At 62.9% G+C, this 16,918-nt stretch carries 13 protein-coding genes and 1 pseudogene; 11 read left to right on the top strand and 3 right to left on the bottom strand.

What is annotated here, in order from left to right:
* Positions 1-186 precede the first annotated feature (186 nt).
* From AC5Y21_RS18445 to AC5Y21_RS18455, 3 genes are all read left to right on the top strand, one after another.
* Positions 187-486, top strand: coding sequence for a hypothetical protein (locus tag AC5Y21_RS18445; RefSeq protein WP_499914562.1), 300 nt, complete (start codon positions 187-189; stop codon positions 484-486).
* 137 nt (positions 487-623) lie between these two features.
* On the top strand, positions 624-2,078 hold the full coding sequence (locus AC5Y21_RS18450; protein ID WP_499914443.1) for a catalase: 1,455 nt from the start codon (positions 624-626) through the stop codon (positions 2,076-2,078).
* Positions 2,079-2,425: 347 nt separating this feature from the next.
* A complete protein-coding gene (locus AC5Y21_RS18455; RefSeq protein ID WP_499914444.1) occupies positions 2,426-4,189 on the top strand; it encodes a GMC family oxidoreductase in 1,764 nt (587 codons plus the stop codon).
* Between the two features lie 54 nt (positions 4,190-4,243).
* On the opposite strand, the gene AC5Y21_RS18460 is transcribed toward AC5Y21_RS18455, so the two are convergent.
* Together AC5Y21_RS18460 and AC5Y21_RS18465 are read right to left on the bottom strand one after the other, a co-directional pair.
* The gene (locus AC5Y21_RS18460) at positions 4,244-4,576 is read right to left on the bottom strand and encodes a GNAT family N-acetyltransferase (RefSeq protein WP_499914446.1); all 333 of its coding nucleotides are present in this window, start codon (positions 4,574-4,576) and stop codon (positions 4,244-4,246) included.
* Positions 4,577-4,668: 92 nt separating this feature from the next.
* A complete protein-coding gene (locus AC5Y21_RS18465; protein ID WP_499914564.1) occupies positions 4,669-5,943 on the bottom strand; it encodes a PucR family transcriptional regulator in 1,275 nt (424 codons plus the stop codon).
* A 193-nt stretch (positions 5,944-6,136) separates the two neighbouring features.
* On the opposite strand from AC5Y21_RS18465, the gene AC5Y21_RS18470 reads away from it, so the two are divergent.
* From AC5Y21_RS18470 to AC5Y21_RS18505, 8 genes and pseudogenes are all read left to right on the top strand, one after another.
* Positions 6,137-6,298, top strand: coding sequence for a hypothetical protein (locus tag AC5Y21_RS18470; protein WP_499914448.1), 162 nt, complete (start codon positions 6,137-6,139; stop codon positions 6,296-6,298).
* 98 nt (positions 6,299-6,396) lie between these two features.
* A complete protein-coding gene (locus tag AC5Y21_RS18475; RefSeq protein WP_499914567.1) occupies positions 6,397-7,500 on the top strand; it encodes a PucR family transcriptional regulator in 1,104 nt (367 codons plus the stop codon).
* Between the two features lie 190 nt (positions 7,501-7,690).
* On the top strand, positions 7,691-8,584 hold the full coding sequence (locus AC5Y21_RS18480) for a lysophospholipid acyltransferase family protein (protein WP_499914568.1): 894 nt from the start codon (positions 7,691-7,693) through the stop codon (positions 8,582-8,584).
* A gap of 14 nt (positions 8,585-8,598) precedes the next feature.
* Positions 8,599-10,091: pseudogene (locus tag AC5Y21_RS18485) on the top strand (long-chain-fatty-acid--CoA ligase).
* Between the two features lie 227 nt (positions 10,092-10,318).
* Positions 10,319-11,557 carry a cytochrome P450 gene (locus AC5Y21_RS18490; RefSeq protein WP_499914450.1) on the top strand — a complete coding sequence of 413 codons (1,239 nt, stop codon included), beginning with the start codon at positions 10,319-10,321 and terminating at the stop codon, positions 11,555-11,557.
* Positions 11,557-12,561 carry a PDR/VanB family oxidoreductase gene (locus AC5Y21_RS18495; protein WP_499914452.1) on the top strand — a complete coding sequence of 335 codons (1,005 nt, stop codon included), beginning with the start codon at positions 11,557-11,559 and terminating at the stop codon, positions 12,559-12,561. Before AC5Y21_RS18490 ends, AC5Y21_RS18495 begins: the two co-directional genes overlap by 1 nt.
* On the top strand, positions 12,558-13,610 hold the full coding sequence (locus AC5Y21_RS18500) for a Rieske 2Fe-2S domain-containing protein (protein ID WP_499914454.1): 1,053 nt from the start codon (positions 12,558-12,560) through the stop codon (positions 13,608-13,610). The genes AC5Y21_RS18495 and AC5Y21_RS18500 overlap by 4 nt, the downstream gene beginning before the upstream one ends.
* A gap of 28 nt (positions 13,611-13,638) precedes the next feature.
* Complete coding sequence (locus AC5Y21_RS18505; protein ID WP_499914456.1) at positions 13,639-15,423, top strand: GMC oxidoreductase; 1,785 nt, start codon at positions 13,639-13,641, stop codon at positions 15,421-15,423.
* A 20-nt stretch (positions 15,424-15,443) separates the two neighbouring features.
* Here AC5Y21_RS18505 and AC5Y21_RS18510 read toward each other — a convergent pair whose 3' ends face one another.
* The gene (locus AC5Y21_RS18510) at positions 15,444-16,886 is read right to left on the bottom strand and encodes a lipase maturation factor family protein (RefSeq protein WP_499914458.1); all 1,443 of its coding nucleotides are present in this window, start codon (positions 16,884-16,886) and stop codon (positions 15,444-15,446) included.
* Between the last annotated feature and the right edge of the window lie 32 nt (positions 16,887-16,918).

A 16,918-nucleotide genomic window follows, 5' to 3' on the forward strand; every position in this document is an offset into this window, starting at 1 on the left:
ACAGTGGAATGCAGGGCGCCAAGCTACAGCAAGGAGGCTGACAGCGATATGCAAGCGAAGGGTGAAATCACGTCACGCGAGCTGGTGCGACGCGGGCTTCTGCTCGACGGACTCGGTCAACCTGTGGACTTGAATGCCGTGGATTGGCACGTCAAACAACGCAATCCGTCGGCAGCACCGTCGGAGGTGCAGAACGAGACCCTGGAGGTCATTCGATCCTTGGTGAACGACGGACTGGTCCGGCTGGGCGCCCAGGTCATGCTGGGTGAACACCTGGGCGGCGTGGCCACCGAAGGCGAACGATTCGTTCCGTGGGACCAGCCGCTGGAGAGATCGATGCACAAGATCTCCCACGTCTACCTCAAGCACTACGACGATCCGGAGAGATGGATGTATGCCGCGTGGATGCAGCTGACGGACAAGGGTGAACAATTCGCGCGGTCACTCGAACAGGCAGATATCGATTCATACCGAAAGTTTGAGTAGCCGCCTTCGATTCCCCTGGACCACCTAGGGTTTGGCGCTACTTCTCCTTCGCGGTCGGCGCGCTGACGTCGACCTCATTCGTCGATTTGCGCGAACTGTGTTGGTTATCTGAAGGTTTCGATCGGGAGAGGATAGTGATGACGGAGAATTTCACAACGACCAATGCGGGAGCTCCGGCGCCCAGTGATGAACTGTCGTTGACGGTGGGTCCCGATGGGCCGATCCTGCTGCAGGATTCCTATCTGATCGAGCAGATGGCCGCGTTCAATCGGGAGCGGGTGCCCGAGCGTCAACCGCACGCCAAGGGGGCTGGTGCGTTCGGTCGGTTTGAGGTCACCAATGATCTGAGCGCCTACACCAAGGCCGCGGTGTTTCAACCTGGGGCGGTGACGGATGTGTTTGTCCGGCTTGCCACCAACGCCGGCGAGCGTGGCAGCGCCGACACTTTGCGCGATACACGCGGATTTTCGGTGAAGTTCTACACCACCGAGGGGAACCTGGACATCGTCGGCAACAATGTGCCGATCTTCTTCATCCGCGACCCGATCAAGTTCCCGCAGATGATCCGCTCGGCCAAGCGCCGCGCCAACAACAATTGCCACGACCACAATATGCAGTGGGATTTTTGGACCCTGTCTCCGGAGACCGCGCATCTGGTGACGCTGGTGATGGGGGATCGCGGTATCCCCAAGACGTTTCGGCACATGAACGGCTATGGGCTGCATACGTTCAGCTTGCTCAACGCTGCCGGGGAGATCTTTTGGGTGAAGTTTCACTTCAAGACGAATCAGGGCATCGAGTGGTTGACCCAGGAAGAGGGAGACCGACTGGCCGGGACGGATCCGGACTGCTGCATGCGGGATCTGCACGACGCCATCGTGCGCGGGGAGTATCCGAGCTGGTCGTTGAAGGTGCAGATCATGCCGTTCGAGGGAGCCAAAACGTACCGCCTGAATCCTTTTGATGTGACCAAGGTGTGGCCGCATGCCGACTATCCACTCATCGATCTGGGCACCATGACACTGGACCGCAACGTCACCGACCACCACACGGAGGTCGAGCAGGCAACCTTCGCGCCGCACGATCTGGTGCCCGGGATCGGATTAAGCCCGGACAAGCTATTGCTGGGACGCAGTTTCGCCTACGCCGATGCGCACCGCTATCGGGTGGGGGCCAACCACAACCAGATTCCGGTCAATGCCCCAAAGTGCCCGGTGCGCAGCTATTCCAAGGATGGGCAGATGCGCTTTGTCAACTCCACCGATCCGGTCTATGCTCCCAACTCCGTCGGGGGGCCGAAGGCCGACCCGGCCCGGGCGTCGGAGATCGGCTGGTCGGCTGACGGACAGATGGTGCGCGCCGCCTACACGCCGCGACCCGATGATGACGACTGGGGCCAGGCCGGCGCCCTGGTGCGCGACGTGATGGACGATGCGCAGCGGGAACGCTTGGTACACAATATCGTTCACCATGTCTCCGACGGCGTGAAAGAGCCCGTGCTGTCCCGCGTCGTCGAATACTGGTACAACATCGACGCCGACATCGGCAAAAAAGTCGAGGACGGCATCCGCGCCGCTAACCTCAAGGGATAACCCGTTGCCGCGGCGCGCTTTTGGTCATCGGCACGACCTCGACGACACGTAAACCACGCACACGACACGCCACGGTTCGCAGTGGCTTAAGTTTCGGTGCAACCGCATCGTCGCTCGGGCTATTCGAGTCTGTTTAAGCACCTTTCAGCTCGCGAGGGCTTTGCCGACGACGCACTTGTAGCGGCCACCAAAGCGCGGCAAGGAATTTGGCCAAATTACGGAGCTGACTCCATGGAGATCCAAGCCGCATACGCACATGCTGCTAACTGCAGAATCCGCATCCCAATAGGAAACGACGGCTAGATGATGCGGCCCTGCTAAACACCCGAGATTTAGAGGAGGAACTCGTGTTAGAGGAAGAACTCAGCGCCCAAGATGGAGGTCGCTTTGACTTTATCGTCGTTGGTGGCGGAACGGCGGGCTGCGTCGTTGCCGGGCGTCTTGCCGAGAACCCCAACGTCAAGGTCCTGATCGTCGAGGCAGGTGTCGGCAACCCCTGGGATCTTGAGGGGGTTACCACTCCTTCATTGGCTATGGGCCTGCGCGGCTCCGAGTATGACTGGAACTACAAGGCCAAGTTCGTCGGCCGTCCCGTCTGGGAGCGCATCGACAAGCAATGCACCCGCGGCAGGATCCTCGGTGGCAGCTCGTCGGCGAATTACTTCAGCTGGGTCCCCGGCTGCAAGCCGACCTATGATCGATGGGCGGAGTACGGCGGCCAGGAATGGACTTGGGAGCCCCTTCTGCCGTATCTGCGCAAAAGCGCTACCTACCACGGTGATCCGAAGGATGCCAAACGCTACCCGGCCGAACTCGAGAAGATCGGCGCCGGAGGCCCCCTCCCGATTTCCCATGCCGACATCCCTGAGTTGGAGAACTTCCGAAAGGCTGTCATCGAGGCTTGGACGTCCCGCGGCTTGCCTCTTACCGAGAACATCTACGACGGTGAGATGAACGGCCTCACCCACTCCATCAACAGCATCTACAACGGCCAGCGCTCCGGCAGCTTCCTGTTCGTGAAGGACAAGTCCAACGTCACGATTGTGCCGCAAGTTCGTTCCAGGCGTCTGATCATCGATTACGCCGATCGCACGTGCAAAGGTGTGACGGTCATCGACGCGTCCGGCAACGAGCACAACTACTACGCCACCCGCGAAGTCATCCTCGCCCAGGGGGCGTTCGAGAGCCCCAAGCTACTCATGCTCAGCGGTATCGGTCCCGCCCGCGAGTTGGCCAAGCACGGTATCCCCGTAGTTGTCGACTCTCGCCATGTCGGCCAGCACCTTTTCGACCACCCCGGCGTCCCCTTCGTCATGCGGATCAAGGACGGCTTCGGCATGGACGACACCCTTATCCGCCAGGGTGCCAACTACCAGGCTGCTGTCGCCGCCTACCAGAAGGACCATTCCGGACCAATCGGCTCAGGTCTCCTCGAGATGATCGGTTTCCCCCGCATCGACGAGTACTTGGAGAACGATCCCATCTACCGCGAGGCCAAGGCGGCTAACGGCGGGCTCGACCCCTTCTCGCCGGAGGGGCAGCCGCACTTCGAACTCGATTTTGTTCCGATGTTCGGCAGTGCGTTCCAGTGGCAGTACCCGACTCCCGAGGAAGGCGACCACCTCACGGTGATGGTTGACCTGGTACGCCCGACGTACGAAGGCGGTGAGGTGACGCTGAATAGTGCCGACCCACTGGTGCAGCCCAACATCAACCTGAATTTCCTTGCCAGCGAGCTGGACATCATCGGGTTACGTGAGGGCATCAGGTTCGTCTACGACATTCTCACCAAAGGCGACGGCTTCAAGGACCTTGTCGTCAGCCAGTACCCCTGGGATATGCCGCTGCACTCGAACGAGCTGATGAGGACGTCGATTCAGGATCGCGTGCAGACGTCATACCACCCGTGCGGCACCAACCGGCTGTCCAAGAACATCGAGCAGGGTGTGGTTGACCCGAAGCTGAAGGTCCACGGCGTCAACAAACTCCGTGTTATCGATGCTTCCGTCTTCCCGATCATTCCCGACTGCCGCATCCAAAACACCGTCTACATGGTTGGCGAGAAGGGCGCGGACATGATCAAAGCCGACCACAACGATCTGTTCAAGTAGTAAGCCAACTTTCGGTTGGCCCGGCAACGGCGCCGGGCCAACCGATGCTCAAGCTCAAGAAGTTTCGGCTTGCACCGCCGCGTGCGACTGCGGAGTGATGGGATCGAGGATGTCGTCGTAGTCCTCGTGTTTGTCGGCGTAGGAGGCGACGAAGGGACACATCGCCACGATCCGTTTGCCCGCGGCGCGGGTATCGTCCAGCGCGAAGGCGATGAGCTTGTTGGCAAGGCCACGACCGGCAAACTTGTCGTCGATTTCGGTGTGGTAGAAGATGCGCTGATTGCGAGTGTCGACGTAGGCGGCTAAGCCGGCGTGCACACCGTCGGCGCTGATCTCGTAACGCTTGTCCTCGCTGGAATTGCTGACGGATACCTCGACGATATCCACATTCTCTGGTCCTCGACGTTTTCGTCGTCCTAGCACGGGACCTCCTATGGCAATCTTGTGCGCTGAAAGCGACGCTACCGCCTTCGAAACCCTCAGGCGAGGACGGCGGTGCCGAACCAGTGGCAGAGCAGCAATGCGACCTCGACATCCAAGCGGTCGTCGTCGATCGGCCGGCCGCGTCGTTCCATCGCCCGGTGCACGCGATATTTGACCGAATTGGAGTGCAGGTGGAGCTCCTCGGCGGCCGCTTTGTGACTGCCGCCGGTGCGCAGAAAAATCCGCAGTGTTTCGCGTAACCGCTCGTCGCCTTCGGTGTCGGACGCGAGCGGCCCAAGCACCTCGGCGATCCACGCCGAAGCGGATTCGACGCTGTCGCCCAACAGCGCCGCTATCTCCAGGCCCGGATCGTTGGGGGCGATGATCCGTCGGCTTGTCATACCTGACGCGATCGCTACCGAACGGCCATGCTGCGCCTGCTGATGTGAACGGCGAAAGCCGTCGATTCCCGGCAGCGGTTTGCCGGCCGCGATGGACGGCGCGTCCGTCACCGTCTCGGCGAACCGGCGCATCTTGGCCAGCACATCGGGCGCCGAGTCGGCCGGTACCGGAATCCATGCCCACGCGGTCACGCGATCCACCGAGATGAACAGCGGACTCTCCTGAGCGCCAACCGATTCAGATAGCTTGTGCACAAAACGCTCCATCGAGTCCAGTTCGCCTGCGTCGTTGGACTCGCAACACCAGGTGACGATCGCGACGTGCAGACGTCGCAGCGGGTACCGGATCGCGATGGTCGCAGCGTCGACGTCGGCGTCGCCACCAGCGAGCAACTCGCGAACATGCAGCGCGCGCAAGGTGTTTCGATTGCTCAGCCAGCGGTCGCGCTCGTCTTGATAGACGGCCACCACCCGCTGCGAGATGAAGTCGATGTAGGCGAACGACACCGCAGCCATTTCCTCGTATACGTCCAGGCTCAGTTGCGGATCGAGATCGGACGCCCGAATCTCATTGAGCACCACGCCTAGTGCCGCCCGATGGCCGAGCCGGTAGGCACGCACCAAAGCGTCCGCAGAGACATCCCGCTGTGCCAGCCGCCGCGAATACTCCAGTGCGGCGGTCGGCGGCTCGATGTGCTCAATAGGAATGCCGTTGCGAATCGCCGAGAAAAAGGTGTCGACGTTGGACGCGACGGTATCGCGCAACAACTGGACCAGCTGCGCGTCCCCGGCCAGGTCGGTGATTTCGGCGATCAGCAGTTGCTGGATTGACCGCGTGGCCGCCTCCAGCTGGTCATCAAGCCTGCTGGCGACCAATGCCGCGGTCTTTTCAACGATCGCGCGGTCGGTGCGACTGCCGTCCGCCCCCATGGTCCGAACGTAGTTGGCGTTGTCCCCGGAAGACAACACACCGCCGATAGTTGGTCCGCGCACGACGTCGACCCGCGGACGCGTACTCCGTAATTTCTTCACCAGCGCAGGGGGGCCTCAAATTCGGCACCGAGCGTTCTGAAAACCAGTAAATCCACATTGTCTCCGCGGCGCGGAGAGAGGAGAGACTTCCATGCTCGGCTTGTTCATCTACCTGATCATGGTTCTGCTGCCGGTGCTCATCCCGCTCGGCTGGACGGCCGGACACAAGCTCAACGAATTGCGGAACGGTAGGACGGCCGGGAAGTCCGCGCCGGCGATGGCCCGTCCGATTGCCGCCGCCGCTCCGGCGTGATGACACGACATCTGGTGTTGACACTGCCGGGCGAGTCGCAGGACGCGCCGCGGATCGGCGACTGCGCCGGCGAGGCCGCCGCGGTGCTCTTCGAGACAATGCTCGGCGAGTACCAAGAGCTTGCCGAGCGCATCCGCGAGGCAATGCAGGCACGGCTTCCCGCGTATCGCTCGATTCCCCGGCAGACGCTCGCCGCAGAAGTGGGACTACAGGTTCGACGGGTGTTGCTGTCCGCCACCGGCGGACATGCGGACGTCAGTTGCGACGAACTTGCGGAGCTTGCCGCTATCGGCGAGGCGCGAGCGCGCGAAGGTATACCCGTCGACGACATGCTCCGCGCCTGGCGGATCGGTGTCGAGGTGGTCTTCGGTTATGCGCGCGAGGTGGTCCAACGGCTCGCCGTCGGAGACGGCCACATACTGGAATTCATCCAGTCGGTCCTGGCGTGGTCGGACGTCGCCATGGTCGCGACCGCCAAGGCGCATCGCCGCGCCGAAGTCGCACAGGCGATCGCCGAAGAAGAGCGGCGCACCGCGTTTGTTCGCGGTGCGCTACTGGGGACGCTCCCCGTCGCCGAAGTTGCTGTGCACGCTGAGGTGTACGGGCTCGATCCGGCAGGCGAATATGTCGCGGTCCGGGCCCGGCTCGGTGACGGGGTGCACCAGCGCACGCTTGAGCGGGCGTTGGGTTTCGGTGACCCGGTGCAGCGCCGCCGCGGACTTTGCGCGGTCGTCGACGGCGACCTGGCAGGTTTCCTAAGCGAGCCGCCGCCCAACACCATCGACGGTGTCGCCGGATTCGGCCCACCCAGATCGCTGAAGCACCTCGCCGAGTCGTATCGCCTCGCCGCGCGTGCGTTGATGACGGTACAGGCGTGCAATCTGCGCGGCGCCTACGACCTCGAGTCGTTGGGTGTGCGGGCAGCCGTAGCAATGGACGTCGATATCGGTGAACTGCTCCGCCGGCGATACCTGGAACCGTTGGCCGCAGGGGGCTCAGGCACCGAATTGACGGCGACGTTACGCGCATACCTGACTTGCGACATGCATGTGGAGCGAACTGCCAAGCGGTTGTTCGTTCATCAGAACACCGTGCGTTACCGGCTGACGCGCTTCGAGGAGTTGACCGGCGCAAGTCTGCACGAGACAGAAGTCCTTGTCGGGCTCTGGTGGGCGCTTGAACTTTCCGGAATGCGGTTGTAATGGCCGCCAAAGTGGGCCGTGAAATCTCGGAATCGGCTCTGAAGACGTCGAATCACAGTGGACGGACACTCGACCGTATGTCTTCGCCGGTCCGCGTCGCTCCCACCCGATCCACTAACTACGTGGATGCAGTAACTACGAAAACGGATGGGACCTGATGGCTACGACAACAGCACCCCCGCCCAACGGGTTGACGGACATGATCCGAACCCCACATAACGGGAAGGCGCGGGCCCCACGAGGATGGCTTGCCCAATTGGTCGCCGGTCGCACCGGCGGCACGGAACCGCTTCGCGGCCCCAATCAGACGTTTATGCGCTACGTCCAAAACCCGGTCTGGAACTTCTTGTGCGACCACTATTTTCGCCTTGAGATCGACGGCTGGCACCGGATCCCGGACGAGCCCTCGCTGCTGATCGGCATCCACTCCGGCGGAGCCCTGACGATGGACGCCTGGACGCTGGTGCACTCCTGGCACCGCCGATTCGAAGGACGCCGAATCCTGCACGGCACCGCCCACGACGTGCTGATGGCCGCTCCGCTATTGGGCGACTATTTCAAGGCGGTCGGCGTGATCCCCGCGTCACGTCAAGGAGTCACCGAAGCATTGGCTGCGGGCCACGACGTGATCGTCTGGCCGGGCGGCGAGCAGGACGCGATGCGGAGCTGGCGTCATCGCGACAAGGCGCTGTTGTTCGGCCGCAAAGGCTTTGTCCGCCAAGCCATTCGCTCAGGAGTCCCGATTGTGCCGGTGGCGACGGTAGGCGGCCACGACACCGTCTTCGTGCTCTCCGAAGGCCGGTTCATCGCCCGCTGGACCGGTCTGGGCAAGCGGCTGCGCGGCGCGACGGCGCCGATCATCGCGGGCGTGCCGTTCCCGCTCGCCATTGAAATCCTGCCTGCCCACCTGCCCCTGCCGGCGAAGATCCGCACCGAGTTCCTGGATCCGATCCATGTCGATACCGACCCCGAGCGCGCCGACGACACCGAATACGTCAACTCGGTGTACGACCAGGTCGAGGCTGCGATCCAGGACGGCATGGATCGCCTCGCCAAACGTCGCGGCTTCCCGATTCTGGGTTGATCGGGGACGACGCGATGACCAACCTGGCGCTGAACCTGACGGTGACCGCTCGTCGCCAGCCCGACAGTGTGGCGCTGCGCCTCGACGAAATCGAAATCCCCTATGCGGGACTAGACGCAGCTAGCGCTTGCCTGGCCGGCTTGCTGGTCGAGGGGGTCTGCGTCCCGGCGACCGGGTCGGCGTCATGTTGCCCAATGTCCCCTACTTTGCCGTGGCCTACTACGGAGTGCTGCGAGCCGGCGGGGTGGTGGTGCCGATGAATGTCCTCCTGAAGGAACGCGAGACAACCTTCTACCTCTCCGACTCGGCGGCCAAGGCCGTGCTCGCCTGGCATGAGTTCCTCCCGGCCGCTCAGGCGGGTGCGGCCGCCGCCGGGGCCGAGTGCATCGCCGTTATCCCCGGAGAGTTCGAAGAACTGATCTGCTCCGCCGCACCCGTCGCCGAACCCGTCCCGCGACGGGGCACCGATACCGCGGTCATCCTCTACACGTCGGGCACCACCGGCACGCCGAAGGGCGCGGAGCTGACCCATGACAACCTGCGGCAGAACGCCGAGACGGTGGCGCGGATGCTGAACCTCTCGTCCGAAGACGTGATTCTGGGCGCCCTTCCGCTGTTTCACGCGTTCGGGCAAACCGCGGGGCTCAACGCCGCGGTCGCGGCGGGAAGCTGCCTGACGCTGACTCCGCGGTTCTCTCCCGAGCGGGCGCTGGAGATCATTGCACGGGACAAGGTCAGCGTATTCGAGGGCGTCCCAACGATGTTCGCCGCCATGCTGCACAGCGGTGCACGCCCCGACACCGGTTCGCTGCGGCTGTGCATCTCCGGTGGGGCCGCGATGCCGGTCGAGGTGATGCGCGCCTTCGAAAGCGCTTTTGACGCTTTGGTGCTCGAAGGCTACGGGCTGAGCGAAACCTCTCCGGTGGCCTCGTTCAACCATCCTGGCCGGCCGCGCAAACCCGGGTCGATCGGTACGCCGGTGGACGGCGTGGAGATGAAACTGGTCGACGCCGGCTGCGACATGGGAGACGGCGTCGGCGAAATCGCCATTCGTGGAAACAATGTCATGAAGGGCTACTGGAACCGGCCCGATGCGACGACCGCGGCCATCGATGGTGACGGCTGGTTCCGCACCGGCGATCTGGCGCGCGTCGACGCCGATGGTTACTTCTTCATCGTCGACCGCTTCAAGGACATGATCATCCGCGGCGGCTACAACATCTACCCCCGCGAGATCGAAGAGGTCCTCCACGAGCATCCCGCCGTCCGCGAAGCCGCGGTGATCGGGGTGCCGGACGAGCTGCTCGGCGAAGAGGTCGGCGCCGCGATCGCATTGCTACCCAAAGCCGAGGCCGACGCGGTGGCGATCCGGGAGTTCGTCAAAGAGCGCGTTGCCTCCTATAAGTACCCGAGGCGGATCTGGTTCGTCGACGAACTGCCGAAGGGCCCGACGGGCAAGATCCTCAAACGCGACATAGCCATTCCGGCCGTCCCGATAGAGGCATGATGGAATCGCTTGTCGCGCACCAATTTTGGTTGCAATCACTCTCACGCCCACGTAACCCGGCGTGGCCGCGACTAATTTCCCTGCCCGCACCGATCTTTGCCCTCAAACCATTTACCGTCAAGGCCCCGCGGCGCAGACTGAACATCATCAGCAGCCCCGCGTCGACGGCAAGTCCTATGCCGTAAGTCGAAACACGAAGTAATTCAACGTAAGTAAAAGGAGCAGCCATGACAGCCATCCACGAACGGGATCTCGACACTGTCGACCTGGCCGACCAGGCAGTGTGGGACGACGGTCCGCCTTATGAGCTGTTCGCCCGGATGCAGCGCGAAGACCCTATCCACTTCAGTCCGCAACGCAACAGGCCGGACGAGGGTGGGTTCTGGGACATCACCCGCTTCGAGGATGTGCGTACCGTGAGCCGCGATCACCGGACGTTCTCCTCCGAAAAGCGCGGCATCTTCCATTGGGATGAGATAGGCAGCATCTCATTGGATCTTCAGCGGCTGCAGCTGATTTCGATGGACCCGCCGCGCCACGACCGGCTCAAGGCCATGGTCATCAAGGAATTCACCCCGGAGGCGGTCGCTGGTCACGAGGGACACGTCAAGCAGATCATCAGCGGCGTGCTCGACAGCGTGGCGGACAAGGAGCGATTCGACCTGGTCGCCGATGTCGCGCGGCCCATCCCAGCCCGTGTGATCGGTTCGCTGCTGGGCACCCCTCCCGAGGACGACGCCACGCTTGTGCACTGGACAAACGTGTTCACCGCGTTCGAAGATCCGGAAATCCGGAAGCAATGGGATGACCCGACGGGAGTGGTCACCGAGATCGTCGAGTACACCCAAGGTCGGATCGCGAAGCGCGACGAGTCTATTGGCGGCAACTTGCTCGACGCGATGGTCAACGCCGAGGTTGACGGCGAGAAGCTCAACGAGCTGGAAATCGCCACGTTTTTCGTGTTGCTCATGTCGGCGGGCAACGACTCGACCCGGGCAACCTACAGCTCGACGATGCTGGAGATCATGCGCAACCCGGAACTGCGCCAGCAGCTGCGTGAACACCCCGAGCTGATCCCCGCGGCGGTGGAAGAGGGGCTGCGCATGTATCCCGCGTTCGCGTTCATGGCGCGCGCCGCCACCAAGGACACCGAGCTGGGCGGCAAGCAGATCAAAGAAAACGATCGGTTGCTGCTGTGGTACATCGCGTCCAACCGGGATGAGTCGGTGTTTCCGAATCCGCACACATTCGACATCACCCGTGAGGGCCTCGCGGACAAACACCAAGCCTTCGGCGGTCGCGGACGCCACTTTTGCCTGGGCACCAACCTCGCCCGGCTGGAGCTGAGGCTGTGGATCCAACAGACGCTGGAACGCTTCCCCGACCTGGAACTCGACGGTGAGCCGAACCGGGTGCGGGCGCTATTTCTCAACCAGTACAACTCAATTCCGGTGCGGAGAACATAATGACGACGACGGAACAGACGACCCGGGCCAAGGCCGCCTACCGCGAAGTCGAGGTCGACGTCGAAGTTTGCCGCCGCGAGACGGTCTCCGACGGCGTCGTCACGCTGACGCTCGCCGATCCGACCGGCGCAGACCTGCCGGAGTGGGCGCCGGGTGCACATATCGATCTGATGATGACACCGTCTCTGGTGCGGCAATACTCGCTGTGCGGCGACACCGCCAACCGCGCCGAATGGCAAGTCGGCGTGCTGCTCGATCCCAATAGTCGCGGCGGATCCCAGTTCGTGCACGACAAGCTGCACGAGGGCGCCACGGTACGAGTCCGCGGTCCGCGCAACCACTTCCCGCTGGTGGGTTCACCGCGGTATCTGTTCGTGGCCGGCGGCATCGGCATCACCCCGATGCTGCCGATGATCGGCGCGGCCGAGGCGGCCGGTGCCGACTGGCGTCTGCTCTACGGCGGCAGGACGCGGTCGTCGATGGCCTTCGTCGACGACTTGCAACGCTACCGTGACCGCGTCACCGTTTGCGCCGGAGATGCCCAGGACCAGGGGAACTTTCGGGAGAACCTCGGCACGGTGCTATCCACCCCTGGAGAGAACACGCTGGTGTACTGCTGCGGACCCGAAGGGCTGCTGAGCGCGGTCGAGGATGCCTGTAAAACTTGGCCAGCGGACAGTCTGCACATCGAGCGGTTCTCGGCCAAGGCGCTCGAGGAACCATCCCCGGACGCGTTGGCGACATTCGAAGTGGAATGTCAGCGCTCTGGCGTGACATTGACTGTGCCACAGGAGAAATCGATCTACGAAGTATGCGAGGAAGCCGGCGTCGACGTGCTCGGCTCCTGCATGGAAGGTGTCTGCGGCACCTGCGAATGCGACATCATCGAAGGCGAGGGCGATCACCGCGACTCCGTGCTCAACGACGCCGAGAAGGCAGCGAACCAAAGCATACTGATCTGCGTTTCGCGCTCCCGCTCAGAAAGGTTGGTGCTCGACCTATGAGGTCCAACTACCCGTTCAATTGTTGGTATGTCGCTGCGATCAGCGACGAGGTTGGGCACGGCCTGCTGGCGCGTCGCCTGCTCGATAGGCCCGTTGTTATGTACCGTCGCGGCTCCGGAGAAGTGGTGGCGATGGAGGACCGCTGCATCCACCGCGCCTATCCGCTTTCGGCCGGGCGCCGAGACGGCGATCGGGTGATCTGCGGCTACCACGGTTTCGGCTACGACCCCGACGGCTGTCTGGTCGACGTGCCCTCGCAGGAGAACGTGCCGCCGGGCGCCCGAGTGCGTACCTACCCCGTATACGAGCAGTCGCCGTTCGTCTGGATCTGGTTGGGTGATCCCGGCGTCGCCGCGCTGCGCCCGCCACCACGTGTGCCGTGGTACGGCGACGGGACGGCCTGGGCGAGCACTACCGAGGTATTGCGTATAGATGCGAATTACCTGCTGCTGCATGAGCATTACCTCGACCTCACCGACGTGTTCGTGATGCATCCCGAGGTGGTCCCGCCGAATGTCGACGTGCTGCCACAACTCGACGAGGTAGAAGTCTCGGAAAGGTCCGTCTCCTACTCCCGGGAGATACCGGCGAGCGGGCTCGCGCCGTGGGAAGCCGAGATCACCGGCCTTTCTGCTGACACGCCCGGCAACCGACGTGAGGAAGCCGCATTCGTCTCACCGGCGCTGCATGTCCAGCATTACGTCATTGCTCCCCAGGATGGGAAAGGCCACGAGCTCTTGCGGATTCAGGGATTCACCCCCGAATCGGCGCAAACGACCCACGTCTTCCTACAGATGGCCCGCAATTTCGCGACGGACGACGCCCGCGTCGGAGAATTTCTGCGCACCATGTTCCGTGAGTGGGCGATGCGGGATGCGGTGGTTCTCGAGACGATTCAGGGTCGTCTGGGTGAGGAGACAGTGCCCAGGCGTGACCTCAACGTGAAGGCCGACCGCGCCGCGGTCCGCGCGCGGCGCATCGCCCTGGAAATGGTCGACGAGGAATCCGGGCGGTTCATGCTGAACCGCATTCTGACGGCATCCGGATAACTGCGGCGGCAAAATAGGAGAACATGCGATGTCAAAGCACTTCGACTACGACGTCGTGGTCATCGGGTCAGGTTTCGGCGGATCGGTTGCAGCCTTGCGACTCACCGAGAAGGGTTATGCCGTAGGAGTCGTCGAGGCCGGACGGCGGTTCGCCGACGACGAGTTCCCTAAAACCAACTGGGAGGTGCGCAAGTTCTTCTGGGCACCGAAGTTGGGCTGCACCGGAATTCAGCGAATTCATCTACTCCCCGATGTGCTGGTTCTCGCTGGTGCCGGCGTCGGCGGTGGTTCGCTGGTATACGCCAATACCCTCTACGAGCCAAAATCCGATGCGTTCTACAAGGATCCGCACTGGGCCGACATCAGCGACTGGAAAGCCGAGCTGGCGCCGTACTACAACCAGGCAAAGCGCATGCTCGGGGTGGTGACCAACCCCACCATGACGCCGTCGGATGAGGTGCTGCTCACCGTCGCCGAGCAGATGGGGGTCAAGGACACGTTCGGCATGACCCCGGTCGGTGTGTTCTTCGGGCCGGATAATTTCAAGGCGCCCGGCGTCGAGGTAGACGACCCGTTTTTCGGCGGCGTGGGCCCGCGTCGGCGGGGTTGTCTCGAAGTCGGCGAATGCATGACCGGTTGCCGGCACAACGCCAAGAACACTCTGCTGAAGAACTATCTCTACCTGGCGGAGCGAGCGGGAGCCCGAATCCACGAGCTGACGACTGTCACGGCTGTTCGGCCGATCGACGGAGGCTACGCGGTAGACACGGTGCGCACCGGTTCCTGGCGAAGTAAAAAGGCTTCGAAAACCATTACCGCCGAACAGGTTGTCTTCGCAGCCGGCACCTGGGGGACTCAGCAGCTGCTGCATCGAATGAAAGCGATGGGCATCTTGCCTGACATTTCGGATCGGCTGGGCGAGCTGACCCGCACGAACTCGGAGGCGCTGTGCACCGCCAGTGTCAAACTTCGTGACCGCAAGCGCGTCGATTTCACCCAGGGCATCGCGATTACGTCGTCGATTCATCCCGACGACAAGACTCACATCGAACCGGTGCGCTACGGCAAAGGCTCCAATTCGATGGCGCTGCTGACCACGGTGATGACCGACGGCGGCGGTAAAGTGCCGCGCTGGTTGAAGTGGCTGGGCCAGATGCTGCGCCACCCCGCCCATGCGGCGTCGCTGTACGCGGGCTTGCGAGACTGGTCGCAACGCACGGTGATCGCGCTAGTGATGCAGACGGAAGACAACTCACTGACCTTGTTTCCCAAGCGAACCCGGTTCGGGCGCATCAAGATGTCCTCACGTCAAGGGCACGGTGTGCCGAATCCGACATGGATACCGGCGGCCAACGAGGCGGTGCGCCGGCTCGCCGGTGAGATCGACGGCGCGCCGTACAGCAGCATCGGTGAGATCCTCGATATCCCTATGACCGCACACTTCCTGGGCGGCTGTGTGATTGGCGACTCTGCCCAACGTGGCGTTATCGACCCCTACCACCGGATGTTCGGGCACCCGGGTCTGCATATCTTCGACGGCGCGGCGATTTCCGCCAACATCGGGGTGAACCCGTCGCTGACGATCACGGCACAGGCCGAGCGGGCCACCTCTTTCTGGCCCAACAAGGGCGAGACCGACACCCGCCCTGCGCTCGGCGCCGGCTATCAGCGGATCCAGCCTGTCGACCCTGTGCAGCCGGTAGTTCCGGCTCATGCGCCGGCAGCGTTGCGGCTGAAGGCGTTTCAAGACGGCGCAGCGCCGAGTCCCACTACCGCATTGCCGTCGGAGGGCAGCGCATCGGCTACGTCCTGAAGCTCCGAACCGCGTAGAGTTCAGCTGTGGCGCGACGCCGTCTTGTGCAACGTCATCGGCGGGGCGTAGACGCTGATCCGGCTGCGATGCCACCAGGCGCGGTCGCTTCGCAATTCGGCCCACGTGGTGAAGCGGTACTGGTAGAGCTCGGCACGCACGTACCGCGGCGGCGATTCGGGGAAGGGATTGTGCCGCAACAGACGTAGCGTGTACCGGTCGTTGCGCAGCAGCCGCTCCATGAACGGCCGTAGCCAGGGCTGTGCGTAGCCCGGCGAGATGGCAGCAAACCACATCAGCCAGTCCAAACGGAGATGGTAGGGCGCCCACTGCCGCGGCAGTCGGCGCACATCACCGGGCTTGCCCTTGAAACCGTATTCCTTCCAGACGGTTTGGCCGGTGATCCGTTGTTCGTCGGTCCCCTCGATCACCACCTCGCGGCGCGTACGGCCGACGCTGCCGAACGCGCCGTAAGTATTGATCAGATGAAATACATTGAAAGACATGTTCATTCGTTGATGGGGCGAAAGCATGTTGCGGGCCGGCCAGTAGCTGAGCACCAGCACCGTTGCCGCGAAGGCGATCACGATGCCGACGAACCAATGCGGAGGTTCCGCCATGGACCGCGCGGGAATCGGCAGCAGCGCCGCCGCGGACTGCTGATCGATGGCACTGCACGCCAGGATGATCGTGATCCAGTTGAGCCAGGCGAAGTTACCCGACGCCACCAGCCACAGTTGCGTGCCGACGATGATAGCCGCGGCCACGCTTGCCACCGGCTGTGGCGCGAATAATCCGAACGGCACAATGAGCTGAGCGAAATGGTTGCCCGCCACTTCGATTCGGTGCAACGGCTTGGGCAGATGATGGAAGAACCAGCTCAACGGCCCCGGCATGGGCTGGGTCTCGTGGTGGTAGTACAGGCAGGTCAGATCGCGCCAGCATCGATCGCCGCGCATCTTGATCAGCCCGGCGCCGAACTCGACCCGGAACAGCAGCCACCGCACCAACCACATCGTCAGCACCGGGGGCGTCGTGCGGTCGTTGCCGACGAAGATCATCAGGAACCCGGTCTCCAGTAGCAACGACTCCCAGCCGAACGAATACCACGTCTGCCCGACGTTGACGATCGATAGATACAGCACCCACAGCGTCAGCCACATGGCCATTGCGGCCCACAACGGCGTCGCATCGGCCACACCGACGACGATGGCTGCCGACAGCCCCGCGCCCAGCCACGCGACGCCTGCGAACAACCGATCCGAATAGCGCAGATGAAAGAGGCTCGGCGTTTTCCAGAACGACTGCCCGGCCAAAAACCGTGGTATCGGCAATATTCCGTGCTCGCCGATCAATGCCCGGAACTGCATCGCGGACGCCACGAACGCGATCAGGTAGATCGCCGCCACGCCACGCTCGAGCACCAGTCTGCTTAGCCAGTATTCAGGTGCCGAAAACCATCCCATGGCCGTAACTCCTCGGACGGTGGTGTATCCAA

Source organism: Mycobacterium sp. NGS41 (genome assembly GCF_059812725.1).